Origin of the sequence: Pseudoalteromonas sp. XMcav11-Q, assembly GCF_040104525.1 — a bacterium.
Lineage (GTDB): Bacteria > Pseudomonadota > Gammaproteobacteria > Enterobacterales > Alteromonadaceae > Pseudoalteromonas.
In genome coordinates this window covers 107,270-120,204 of sequence record NZ_JBECOX010000001.1, presented here as the reverse complement: position 1 = coordinate 120,204, position 12,935 = coordinate 107,270, and the positions used below count along the sequence as shown (strand labels likewise).

Annotated in this window: 9 protein-coding genes; 4 read left to right on the top strand and 5 right to left on the bottom strand. The window is 45.4% G+C overall.

The annotated features are described in order from the left end of the window. Window positions 1-222 precede the first annotated feature (222 nt). Both ABMY45_RS00585 and ABMY45_RS00580 read left to right on the top strand, forming a co-directional pair. A complete protein-coding gene (locus tag ABMY45_RS00585; protein ID WP_010605011.1) occupies window positions 223-657 on the top strand; it encodes a hypothetical protein in 435 nt (144 codons plus the stop codon). After that, window positions 654-1,130, top strand: a complete 477-nt coding sequence (locus tag ABMY45_RS00580; RefSeq protein WP_010605010.1) for a hypothetical protein — start codon at window positions 654-656, stop codon at window positions 1,128-1,130. The genes ABMY45_RS00585 and ABMY45_RS00580 overlap by 4 nt, the downstream gene beginning before the upstream one ends. A gap of 30 nt (window positions 1,131-1,160) precedes the next feature. Here the strand turns inward: ABMY45_RS00580 and ABMY45_RS00575 are convergent, their stop codons facing one another. Then, window positions 1,161-2,153: a helix-turn-helix domain-containing protein gene (locus tag ABMY45_RS00575; protein ID WP_010605009.1), complete on the bottom strand. Its 993-nt coding sequence runs from the start codon at window positions 2,151-2,153 to the stop codon at window positions 1,161-1,163. Between the two features lie 117 nt (window positions 2,154-2,270). Here ABMY45_RS00575 and ABMY45_RS00570 point away from each other — a divergent pair, with 117 nt between their 5' ends. Continuing rightward, entirely contained in the window at window positions 2,271-4,169 is a 1,899-nt protein-coding gene (locus ABMY45_RS00570) for a beta-ketoacyl synthase (RefSeq protein WP_349288282.1), read from the top strand. A gap of 99 nt (window positions 4,170-4,268) precedes the next feature. Here ABMY45_RS00570 and fghA read toward each other — a convergent pair whose 3' ends face one another. Next, window positions 4,269-5,111, bottom strand: coding sequence for an S-formylglutathione hydrolase (gene fghA, locus ABMY45_RS00565; RefSeq protein WP_174168730.1), 843 nt, complete (start codon window positions 5,109-5,111; stop codon window positions 4,269-4,271). 56 nt (window positions 5,112-5,167) lie between these two features. Beyond that, window positions 5,168-6,289: an S-(hydroxymethyl)glutathione dehydrogenase/class III alcohol dehydrogenase gene (locus ABMY45_RS00560; protein WP_069022378.1), complete on the bottom strand. Its 1,122-nt coding sequence runs from the start codon at window positions 6,287-6,289 to the stop codon at window positions 5,168-5,170. A 95-nt stretch (window positions 6,290-6,384) separates the two neighbouring features. Between ABMY45_RS00560 and ABMY45_RS00555 the strand changes: the two genes are divergently transcribed. After that, a complete protein-coding gene (locus tag ABMY45_RS00555) occupies window positions 6,385-7,260 on the top strand; it encodes a LysR substrate-binding domain-containing protein (protein WP_102056963.1) in 876 nt (291 codons plus the stop codon). Here ABMY45_RS00555 and ABMY45_RS00550 read toward each other — a convergent pair. Further along, the gene (locus ABMY45_RS00550) at window positions 7,247-8,905 is read right to left on the bottom strand and encodes a SulP family inorganic anion transporter (protein WP_010605005.1); all 1,659 of its coding nucleotides are present in this window, start codon (window positions 8,903-8,905) and stop codon (window positions 7,247-7,249) included. The genes ABMY45_RS00555 and ABMY45_RS00550 overlap by 14 nt on opposite strands. A gap of 148 nt (window positions 8,906-9,053) precedes the next feature. Beyond that, complete coding sequence (gene rne / locus ABMY45_RS00545; RefSeq protein WP_349288281.1) at window positions 9,054-12,455, bottom strand: ribonuclease E; 3,402 nt, start codon at window positions 12,453-12,455, stop codon at window positions 9,054-9,056. Between the last annotated feature and the right edge of the window lie 480 nt (window positions 12,456-12,935).

Here is a 12,935-nt window from a genome sequence, read left to right as displayed (position 1 = left end):
TGTTTTAACTCAAAAGATGAGTGAAAACCTAACCAGCCCGAGAAACCTTTATTTTTGCGAGGAAATGATAATTTTTTTGCTTATGAAAAGATACCTAAAACGCCTAAAATTATGACATCAATCAAGTTTTCAGGCGCTTTTTGTTCGCTTCTTAAGCAACCTAGCATTTGCCCTGAAACTTGCGTACACTGCGCAGGATTCAGAAGTGACGGTAAATCCCTCATGATTGCAAAGCAATTAACAATCGGGTTGCTAGGTGTTTTCCTCGTGGCCTGTTCAGACCCGACTATTATTATACATGAAAGTTCAGAAAAAAGTGAAAGTTCAGTAACAAGAAATGTCTGTAATTTTTCAACGCCCTGTGATTTGACTCCACAAGTGCAGATTTATCTGGGCTCAGAGCAGGTTCAACCGGAAACAGAATTTACCATTGGGCTAAAAAGTGCGACTAAAGTAGAGGTCGTTTCGGCATGGCTTGAGGGAGAAAATATGAACATGGGGAGAATTCCCGTGTTCTTTGACAAAAACACACTGATAGCAAAAACCATGGTCGGTGTTTGCACGGATAAATCTATGCGTTGGATTTTACGTTTGGCGCTAACCGTTAACGGCCAGTCTGTTACTACCAGTCATCCAATAGCTGTAAACTACCAATGAATAAATCTGTTTTTATCGAATATCTCAAGTTTGCACTTGAACAAAAGCTGATTGAAGCCACTGAAGCGGCAAACAGTGCACGTGCTGATGCTACCCATGAACAAAGTGCTGCTGAAACACAATATGACTCGTTGAGTATCGAATATGGGTATTTGGCAGAAGGACAAAGTGAGCGCGTTGATGCCATGCATTTGGCAAAACAAACAATATTGAATCAGTTGGCTCTAGCTGTAAGCAATACAATTGCACATAACGCACTAGTTGAAATTGAAGACGAGCAGGGCAACTGTCATTGGTTCTATTTTGCGCCTTGCGAAGGCGGGCTAAAAATCCAATATAAAGAAACACCAGTGTTGGTGTTAACGTTTGATGCGCCTCTTGGCAAGCGACTAAAGGGGTTAACGGTAGACGAAGATATTTCGTTTTTCTTCAACGGCCAACAGCAAACGTTAACCGTGATGCAAATACTGTAGAGTAGTTTACTCTCGTTTTGCTACGAGTTGCTACGAGAACAATTTCTTTCTTACTATTGCCCGGTATGTGCTTGGTGACTTTCCCATTAATTGCCTAAATACTCTACTTAATTGCCCTTGTGAATTAAATCCAGAAGCAAGGGCAATATCTTGAATGGAGAGGTTACTGCTCGCGAGTAGCTCTTTACACATTTCTATACGCACCTGTTGCAAGTAGGCAACGGCGGTTTGTCCTGTTGCTTGTTTAAAGCGGCGGTTAAAGGTGCGATAACTCAAATCAAATTGCGCCGCGACAGCGGGTAAAGAGATTTCCGATGCGGCGTTATTTTTCAGCCAAAATAGAATTGCGGCAATTTGCTCGTCAGCATGACGGTCCACAGCCCCTTCTAAATAGCGCTGTTCTTCGTATGGTTTACGAATTTCATGAGAAAAGTTTTGCTGCACATGGTGTGCGGCATCTATCCCGTACAGTAGTTCAATAATATGTACAATAACATCAGCCAGCGCATTTAAGCTGGCTACAGTGTAGATCCGCTCTGATTGAGTGATAAAGTAATCCGGTTTTAATTCAACATTGGGGTATAGCTGAGAAAATTGTTTGGCAAAATGCCAGTGGGTCGTTGCTGAATGCCCGTCAAGCAGGCCTGAACTTGCTAAAAAGCAAACACCTGTACCAACACCTATCAGTGTGCTTCCTGCTCCCCATGCATCCGCAAGTGACTCACTCAGCGCTTGGTTTTGTCTTACAATAGGTCTTGGATTTCGCCATATACTTGGCACAATAATGTAGTCATATAAAGGCAATGAGCTAAAGTCACTTTGTGCCTCAAGTGTCAGGTAATTATCGGCGTTGACCGCCTCGCCTTGGCTGCTGCAAAGGAGAACTTCTAAAGGAACATAAGCCTCTTTTAGATGTACTTTAGCAAAGGCTTGTCCGGCTTTGAGCATTTCCAGCGGTAAGGTGACACTGGTAACGAGCATATGCTTGTAAAGCACAATGGCGACCTTAGTATAGGATTTCATCTGCTCCGACCTCTTAATTTTGGCGAAAAATGATTTATATGTGGCGTATTTTGTAAAAACTTAAATTCGAATGCAATTAAAATCAAGTCATTATCTTAGTTCAGAAGTAGGAACGACATGACAGCATTGCCAATTATTATAGGAATGGGGGGAATTAACGCCGCGGGGCGCACCTCTTTCCATCAAGGCTACAAACGTATTGTACTTGATAAGCTAAATGCTAAAGACCGACAAGAGACCTATTTGGGGCTTGCGAGTTTAATGAACTTAGTGCGTTATGAAGATGGCCAGCTGATTGACCAAAACGACCAAGTCGTTCAAGAGATGGAGATTGAGTCGCGTTTTGGTGAGCAGATCTTAGCGGGAACGTTGATCCGTAAAATCGAAAAAAACCATTTTGATGTAGATGCGACCCCTTGGCAGCAAAAGCTCACAATGAAAGCAAATGATGATAGCAAGATAGTATTCAGTTGTCGTAAACGTGACTTACCAGAGCCTGTTCCTGCAGCTTGGCAAGTGATTGAGCTCGATCCAAAAACGGTTGAAGTAACCATTGCGGACCAGATTGAAGTTAAGCACGATAGCTATAGAGACAATCCAATTAAAGCCGCAGGTCAATTACCAACAGGCTTTGAGCCGTCACTCATGTATAACAGCCGTTACCAACCACGCGGTCTTCAGGCGACGATTTTTGCTGCAACCGACGCTATCCGCTCAACGGGTCTTGAGTGGGACAAGGTAATGAACAGCGTGCGACCGGACCAAATCGGCACTTACTCCGCCTCTGTGGCAGGGCAAATGAATGATGAGGGCTTAGGTGGATTAGTACGTAGTCGTTTGCGTGGCGACCGAGTAAGCACTAAGCAGTTAGCGCTAGGACTCAACACCATGTCCACTGACTTTATCAATGCTTATGTTACTGGTAGCGTTGGCACAACATTTACGACATCAGGTGCCTGTGCGACGTTTCTATATAACCTCCGCGCTGCAGTGAATGATATTCAGGCTGGCCGTACTCGGGTGGCGATTGTAGCCAGTGTTGAGTGTGCCATTACACCAGAGATCATCGAAGGCTTCGGTAATATGGGCGCACTCGCAAATGAAGAAGGTTTGCGTAAACTTGATGGTACTGAGCATGTAGATTATCGCAAAACAAGTCGTCCTTTTGGTGAAAACTGTGGCTTTACAATTGGTGAAGGGGCACAAGTGGCGATTTTGATGGATGACGCCTTAGCAATTGAACTAGGCGCGCAGATCATGGGCTCGGTTGCTGACGTATATGTCAATGCAGACGGCGTGAAAAAGTCGATTACGGCACCTGGACCTGGTAACTATATTACCATGGCAAAATCGGTCGCGCTGGCTCAGCAAATCGCAGGCACAGAGGCTTTAATAAAACGCAGCTTTATTTTGGCACATGGCTCAAGCACACCACAAAACCGGGTCACTGAGTCGCTTATCTACCACAAAATCGCAGAAACCTTTGCGATTAATGGTTGGAAAGTGGCGGCGCCAAAAGCCTATGTTGGTCATACCATCGCGCCGGCGTCTGGCGACCAGCTTGCGATGGCACTTGGGGTGTTCGAATACAATATTATGCCCGGGATCACCACAATCAATGCAGTAGCAGAAGATGTTCACGCCGAGCATTTAGATATTCGTACCGAGCACTATGAGTGCGAGCCAATGGATATCGCCTTTATAAACTCCAAGGGCTTTGGCGGCAACAATGCAACGGCAACTGTACTTTCTCCAAAGCTCACGAAGCAGCTACTAAGCAAGCGCTATAGCCAAGCTGAGTTTGCAAATTATGAGCAACAACTTGCCATTACAACACAAAGGCAAATTGCATATCAGCAAGGGGCCGATTATGGTCAGTACGAACTCATTTACCGTTTTGGCAATGGCATGATTGATGAGTCTGAATTAAATTTAAGCCAGCAAGAGTTAGCCATTCCTGGGTTCGAGCAAAGTATACAGCTTTGTCCAACGAATCCATACGGCGATTTAATCTGATGATTTGATATAAAGAATAATGTTAAGCAAGCAAGGCGTACAGGGAGTACGCCTTTTTTATTTTTAGCTTAGTGCTCAAAGCGCAAGCGGCAGTCAGGCTCATCTCATATAGTTAGCATGAAACTCAAGATGATTTTCAATAAAGCTCGAGATAAAGAAATAGCTATGATCGTAACCTTCATGCATGTTTAGCGTGATAGGGTAGCCTGCTTTTTCTGCAGCTTGTTCGAATAACCAAGGCTTTAACTGCTCGTCTAAAAACTGGTCACTTGAACCTTGCTCAATGAGTATCGGACGTTTCGTTGGACTAACATAGTGCGACAATAATTCGGTCGCGTCATATTGTAGCCAGCGCTGTTTGTCGTCCCCTAAATATCCTGTTAGCGCTTTTTGACCCCAGGGGCAGTTACTTGGGTTCACGATTGGGCTAAATGCTGAGATACTCGTATAGGCATCAGGGTTTCTAAGCCCAATAATTAACGCACCATGCCCCCCCATGGAGTGACCACTAATGGCTTTTTGCGGACTAACAGGGAAGTGCGCTTCGATTAACTGGGGCAGCTCTTCGGTCACGTAGTCATACATTTGATAATGTTGACTATACGGTGCCTGTGTCGCATTGACGTAAAACCCCGCACCTAGACCAAAGTCATAAGCGCCATTTTCATCATCTGCAACGCCTTCTCCACGCGGGCTTGTATCTGGCGCGACAATAGCGATACCAAGCTCGTTGGCTTTTTTAAACGCGCCTGCTTTTTGCATGAAGTTTTCATCGCTGCAGGTTAACCCTGAGAGCCAATATAAAACCGGGGCTTGTTGTCCCTCGTTGACAATTTCAGGTAAAAAAATGGCGAAGGTCATTTCACACTGTGTCGACTGGCTGGTATGTGTGTAGCGCTTATGCCAACCGCCGGATACTTTGTTGCTGGAAATCAGTTCCATCAAGTGCTCCTTAATTAAGCGAAATAGGACGCAACCTGTGCGTCCTTGAGCGGGTACTAGTAATGGATCACTGAGCGGATACTCTTGCCTTCATGCATTAAATCAAAGGCTTCATTAATATCTTCGAGCTTCATGGTATGAGTGATAAAGTCATTGAGTTTGAATTCACCAGCCATATAGCGTTCAACAATCTCAGGAAGCTCTGAGCGACCTTTTACGCCACCAAAAGCACTGCCGCGCCATACGCGACCGGTAACCAATTGGAATGGGCGTGTTGAAATCTCTTGTCCAGCGCCTGCAACACCGATGATGACAGACTCACCCCAACCTTTGTGACAGCACTCAAGGGCACTTCTCATAACATCTACGTTACCGATACATTCGAACGAGAAATCCACACCGCCATCGGTCATTTCAACGATCACTTCTTGGATAGGTTTGTCGAAGTTTTTCGGGTTGATAAGATCGGTTGCCCCAAGCTTTGTCGCCAGCTCAAACTTATCTTCATTGATGTCGATACCGATGATCCGACTCGCGCCAGCCATTGCCGCGCCAATGATAGCGGACAAGCCGATACCACCTAGGCCGAAAATGGCGACGGTATCGCCTTTTTGCACTTTAGCGGTATTCATTACTGCGCCCATTCCTGTGGTGACACCACAGCCAAGCAAACAGATCTCCTCAAGAGGCGCTGCTTTGTTTACTTTAGCCAAAGAGATTTCTGGCAGCACAGTGTACTCAGAGAACGTTGACGTGCCCATGTAGTGATAAATTGGTTGGCCGTCTTTATAAAAGCGGGTTGTGCCATCAGGCATCAAGCCTTTACCTTGGGTTTCACGGATCTGCTGACAAAGGTTCGTTTTACCAGACTTACAGAACTTACATTCGCCACATTCCGGTGTGTACAATGGGATCACATGGTCGCCAACGGCAACGCTAGTAACGCCTTCACCAATCGCTTCAACAATACCTGCACCTTCATGACCTAAGATTGCTGGGAATACGCCTTCAGGATCGTCGCCAGACAAAGTGAAAGCATCGGTATGACATACGCCTGTTGCGGTGATTTTAACTAAGACTTCGCCTTTTTTCGGTGGCATAACATCAACTTCTTCAATACTAAGCGGTTGACCTGGGCCCCAAGCGATTGCTGCTTTAGATTTAATAAATTCAGACATGGTTTGTTCCTTTCTTAAAAGTTGATATCAGTATAACTACATTATGATTTTTGATAATCTATAAAAATCATAAAGACTTTTACGTATATGTAATAATGGATAGATGGATTGGCATTGATGAGTTTGTAGCGGTCGCGAGTAATGGCTCATTTAGTGGGGCTGCAACTCAGTTAAATACTTCGGTTGCGCAAATTAGTCGCCGTGTGAAAATGTTAGAGGAGCGGCTCAACATACAACTTTTGACGCGCACTACCCGAAAATTAGCGCTGACTCAGGAAGGTGAAGTGTTTTTATCTCACGCAAAGCATTTGCAGCATGGATTAGATGACGCCACTGCTGCAATCCGTCAACGTGATAGACAGCCAACAGGCAAACTTAAGCTTACCGCACCGGTAATGTACGGCGAATCTTATGTCATGCCTGCCGTGGTTGACTTTATGCGTTTGTATCCAAAAGTTGAGGTTGAAATGCATTTGACGAACAATCAAGTCGACTTGCTCGATAAGGGCTTTGACTTGGCAATTCGACTCGGTAAGTTACAGGATTCATCACTGCGCGCCAAACGGCTAACCACACGTAAAACCATGGTGTGTGGCGCGAATATCTATTTAAATCAATTTGGCCAACCGCATACGCTCGCTGAGCTTGGCAATCATAAATGTTTGATTGGCAATAGCAGCGAATGGCGCTTTGTTGAGCACGGTAAAACGCGACAAATTAAAGTGGCGGGGCCACTGCGTTGCAACAGTGGTTGGGGGCTCTTGGAAGCAGCAAAGCAAGGCTTAGGTTTGGTACAGTTACCACATTATTACGTGCAAGAGTCGCTAGAGAGTGGTGAGTTAACAGAGGTACTAACCAACTTTAGACCTGAAGAAGAGGGGGTCTGGGCGCTGTATCCACCCAGACAATTTGTCGCGACCAGCTTACGGTTATTACTGGATCACTTAAGTGCGCACTTTAATAAGTTTTAGCCATAGTATCAATGGCTTGACTGAGCGCTATCTCGCGACTATCACAAAATGCACGGTCGCCTAGACGGTCATGAATGTTTAAGCGCTTGAGCTTATCGGTGGTCTCCAAATTCGGTGAATAGATAAACACGCTACAGTCAGCATCAAGCGCATCTGTAATCGCATTTTCAATGGCTAAGCCCACGGTGACATCAATCATAGCTACGTCGCTTAAATCTAATACCATGGCTTTGTATTCACTAATCTTGCGGTGTTGTCTTGCGATTGCTTTTGAGACGCTAAAAATCATTGGCCCGGAAAGATAAAAGAATAATAGTTTACCGTTGGCTTTATCTAACAGCTCGCTTTCCTTTTTTGTTAGTGGCACATCTTCGTCGCTATCACTGTCGCTAATTGCTTTAACATGATTAGCTTGCACTCGGCTTAATCTCTCTATGATCATCACATTAGAGATAAATACGCCAAGGCCCACGGCAACAATCAGGTCAACAAAAACGGTAAGTAGCATTACGCCATACATAATCGCCATTTGACTGACACTAAGCTTATGAGCACGCTGGATAAAACTCCAATCCAGAATATTAAAACCAACATACACTGCAATACCAGCAAGCACCGCCATTGGGATTGGCTCGGTCAGGCTGCCCGCGATAAAGACTACGGCCATCAAAATTAGTGCCCTGAATATGCCAGCAATGGGCGAGCGAGCGCCCACTTGAATATTGACCACAGTTCCCATCGTTGCACCAGCACCTGGCAATGCACCAAAAAGGCCAGCTATCATATTGGCAATACCTTGGCCTCTGAGCTCCTTATCAGAATCATGTTCGGTTCGCGTTAAACTGTCGGCTATTACTGCTGTTAGTAACGTATCTATACAGCCCAAAGTGCCCAGTACCAATGCGTCGATAAGCATTTCAACGAATAGCTCTGGTGATAATACTGGCAACACAATACTTGGCAAGCCACTTGGAATTTCTCCGATGCGGCGAATACTATCGGTATCAAAAATAATAATTGAAAGCAGTGTAACGGCGACGAGTGCGACCAGTTGAGCGGGGACGTACTGGCGCCACTTACTTGGCATTTTGAATAAGATTGCAAGTGTGATCACCCCGAGGAACAACTCAGAAAAGTGTAAATCCATTAGCAGGCTGGGCAAATTAGACAAAGTGCCAACAACACCACCTGCAGGCGCTTGGTGTCCAAGTAAAGGAGCAAGCTGCAAAATAATGAGGATAACACCAATACCAGACATAAATCCGGAGATGACGCTGTAAGGCATCAAGGTAACGTATTTACCTAACTTGAGCGTACCGAGTAAAACCTGAAAAGCACCTGCCATCATGACAACAGTAAAGCCCATCGCAAGACCATTTTCGGGGTACTTGCTCATCATGGCGGTGAGTACTGCTGTCATGATAACAGTCATTGGGCCGGTTGGTTCAGAAATGAGGGAGGTTGAACCACCGAACAGCGCGGCAAATAAGCCAACTAAAATTGCGCCCCACATCCCAGCTTCTGCGCCAGCACCAGAAGCAACACCAAAAGCGAGTGCGAGTGGTAAAGAAATAATTGCAGTGGTTACACCACCGAATAGGTCACCTTTTAAAGAGGCGTTTTTAAATCTCTTAAGTGTGATCATACTTTTGACTTTAACGATCAAAGAATTGACGGCATTCTACTGATAAATAACACGGAGTGCTACGAAGGACTGGTATTACCATTTGTCTGCTCAGTAAAATTCGGACACAAAAAAGCCAGTCTAAAAAGACTGGCTTTTCAATTACTGCTTAGTCAACCTGAGCAGGAGAGGCCATGTCGGCGCTTGCTCTGCCTGTTGGTGACTTAGAGCCAACACCTAATCCGCTATTCGCCACAGTCTGACGCTGTTCATGTGGCATCGCAGATGGTGTTTCTACCACGACATCCTCAATCACACTTTGTGCCTTTGTCATTGGCGCGGCAGCCGTTTGATTGAAGCGTATACGGCTTTGTACTGAATTGCCGTTTACTACTTGTTGAGTAGGTGCTTCAACTGTTTCAGCGACTGGTGTATCTTCAGTTGAAGATTCAGTAACTGTTTCAGCAGCTGTTGTTTCCACAACCGCTTCTGTTGCCGGTGCCTCGGCTGCTGGCTCCTGAACTTCAGGTGTTGCCTCAGTGTCAGAAGCCTGAGTTTCTTCTACAACTGCAGTTTCAGCCTCAACTTTTTCCTCTGTCGATTCAACTTGTTCAGCCTCTACTGTGTCAGCGATTGGCTCAGCTTTCACCTCTTTTGCTGCTTCTGGCGGCATAGCTTCTACTGCTTCTGCGACTACTTCGTCAGCGCTTGCGGATGTTTCGGGCTGTGCAGCTTGTTGCAATGGTGCTTCAGCAGTACTTGCCTCAACTTCTTTTACAGGCTCCGCTTCTTGCGCTGCATTTTCGTCAACCTGTGCTTCGGCTGGCTTAGTTTCGACATGCTGCTCTGCATCAGTGTGTGTCTCAGAAACTGTCACTTCTGCCGCTGGCGCATTATCTTCAGTTACCGCTTCAGGTGACAATTGAGTCTCAACTGTATTTGCTTCTTGCTGTACACCTTCTTGAACGTCAATGTCAGAAGAAGATTTTGCTTTTAGCTCTGCTTCGTATTCTGCAGCTGCTTGATCTGCAACGGGCACAAATGCAGCAGCTTGACCTTTTTCAGGCGTATCCTGACGACGGCGACGTTGACCTGCCGCTCTCAGATGACGCGGAGAACGTCTAGAGCGAGTGCGGCCTTCTTTATTTTCGTCATCATTTTGCGATTCTGAAAGTTCGGTAGATACCACCTCGGTAACATCGTTTTGTTCGTGGCGCTCAGTGTTAGCAGTTTCTTGCTGCTTTGCTTGAGCGTGTACGTCAGCTTGTTCAGAAGGTGCTGCTACATGTTCGTTAGTTGCAGACTCTTGTTCTGATTTGTCAGCGACGGGTTTCGCTTTTCTTTGCCTTGGCTTTTGTTCAGCTTTAGACTCAGCTGCCGTTTTCGCTGGTTGTTCAAGCGGCTTTGCTTCTACTTTCACTTCTTCAGTGCTAACTTGCTCTGACGTGTTAGTATCCTGCGCATTGGTTTCTTCCACACGTACCTTCTTGCGAAGATTACGTCTTTGTCTGCGTGGTTTTACTGTCGCTTCTTTAACTGGCGCGTCTTTAGCCTCAACCGTTTCAACGTTATCGTTTACAGGCTCCTTAGCTGGACGGTTTGCTTTGTCCTGATCTTGGCGCTTTCTGTTATTTGGACGACGGCGTTTGCGGTTATCACCACGTTGCTCGTTACTGTTGTTTTCGTCTTTCGATTCAACCGTTGTGTCTTTTTGTTGATCGTTACGACGGCGGTTATTGTTACGACGACGATTGTTATTATTGCGACGGCGATTATCACGGTTGTTATCGCGTGATGATTTTTCTTCAGAAGGCTTGTTTTCTTCTTGGTTATCGCTGTCACTAGCAAATAGGCTCTTGAACCATTGACCAATCTTTGCAAACAGGCTGGTGCCGTTTTGAGCAGGTTGTGCTTGTGGCTTACGCGTTTGTGGTTTTGCTGTTTGAGCTGGAGTAGGGGCTGGCGCAGGCGCCGGTGCATCAGGCATAACGACACCTTTTAACACAGGCTCCTCTTTCACAATCGCTTGAGCTCGAGCAATTTCAACGACTTCAGGCTCTGGCGCGGTGATCTGCTCATAGCTTGCAGCTTCTGTTGTTTCATCTTTACGCAACCTAACCACTTCATAGTGAGGTGTTTCTAGGTGTTGATTAGGGATGATAACAACGTGGCACTCGTGGCGCTTTTCGATGCGTTGCACAGAACGACGCTTTTCATTTAATAGATAAGCACCAACAGCGACAGGCACTTGGGCGTTGACCTGAGCGGTATTATCTTTGATCGCTTCTTCTTCGATTAGACGCAAGATAGACAAAGCAATGGATTCGTTTGAGCGAATGGTGCCTTGGCCGTCACAGCGTGGACACGTATGTTGGCTCGCTTCACCTAAAGACGGACGCAAACGTTGACGCGACATTTCTAATAAGCCGAAACGAGAAATCTTACCGATTTGCACGCGAGCACGGTCAGTACGAACGGCTTCTTTCAAGCGGTTTTCTACTTCACGTTGATGGCGAGGCGGAGTCATATCGATAAAGTCGATAACGATTAATCCACCTAAATCACGTAAACGTAACTGGCGTGCAATCTCGTCAGCCGCTTCTAGGTTAGTATTCAGCGCAGTCTCTTCGATATCGCCACCTTTCGTCGCTTTTGACGAGTTGATATCGATAGAAGTGAGTGCTTCTGTTGGATCAATAACGATAGAACCACCTGAAGGCAAACGCACTTCACGCTGGAAAGCTGACTCAATCTGACTCTCAATTTGATAATGCGTGAATAACGGCACATCGTTTTGATAAAGCTTAACACGATTGATGAAATCTGGACGGAAACGCTCGATATGCGCTTTCGCTTCTTCAAAAACACGCGGTTTATCAATTAGGATCTCACCGATATCACGACGTAAATAATCGCGAATAGCACGGAAGATCACGTTACTTTCTTGGTGTATTAAGAAAGGTGCTTTACCGCTATTTGCTGCGTTTTGGATTGCGTCCCAATGAACAAGTAGCGCCTTAAGGTCGTACTCTAGTTCTTCGAAAGATTTACCTACGCCCGCGGTGCGTACGATAAGACCCATACCTTTAGGTACGTTTAAGCGACTCAATGCTTCTTTAAGCTCAATGCGCTCATCACCTTCGATACGACGTGAAATACCGCCAGCTCTTGGGTTATTTGGCATTAATACCAAGTAGCTACCAGCGACGCTGATAAACGTTGTAAGTGCCGCACCTTTTTGACCACGTTCTTCTTTATCAACCTGAACGATGACTTCTTGACCTTCTTTGATCACGTCTTTGATGTTAGGACGACCATTGAATGTGTAGCCATCTGGGAAATACGTTTTAGCGATTTCTTTTAAAGGAAGGAATCCGTGACGCTCAGCGCCATAATCAACAAATGCGGCTTCTAGGGATGGTTCGATACGGGTAATTTTACCCTTATAGATATTGGCTTTTTTCTGTTCGTGACCAGGGCTTTCTATATCTAGATCGTATAGACGCTGGCCGTCAACCAGTGCCACGCGCATTTCTTCTTGCTGCGTTGCATTGATCAGCATACGTTTCATATTGTAATTCTCTACTTAATTATTTACAGCGCCTGATACGTCTTGCCAGCGACAGCGTGCTATGCCTTGGATGTTCCTATTAAATGATGCAGTCTCACGACTGGGGGAAAGGGAACATATTCACAGTTTCCACTTTAAATCAGGGTAAAATCACTGATCCATCGTTCGCTTTTTGCACGTTTATTCGTTTCACAAAGTAGTCATGCACGGGGTAAGTTGAGCTTGGTTTGCCAAGCTTGGCTATCACCATCTTTTGACTTGATTGCTTTGTGATTATTCACGAGTTGCGGCCTGCTATGCACGGGTATTACTGCAACTGTGGTAAACGTATCAGACAAATTTTAATTTCTTGCTTTTTGGTTTGTTCATCGTGTCCAGTCATTAAACGAAATATTACGCGCTTCGCACTGACTGTTCGCACGTGTTTATCTTAGATGCATGATAAAAGCTTTGGAAATATTAGCTCTAATCTGTATGATC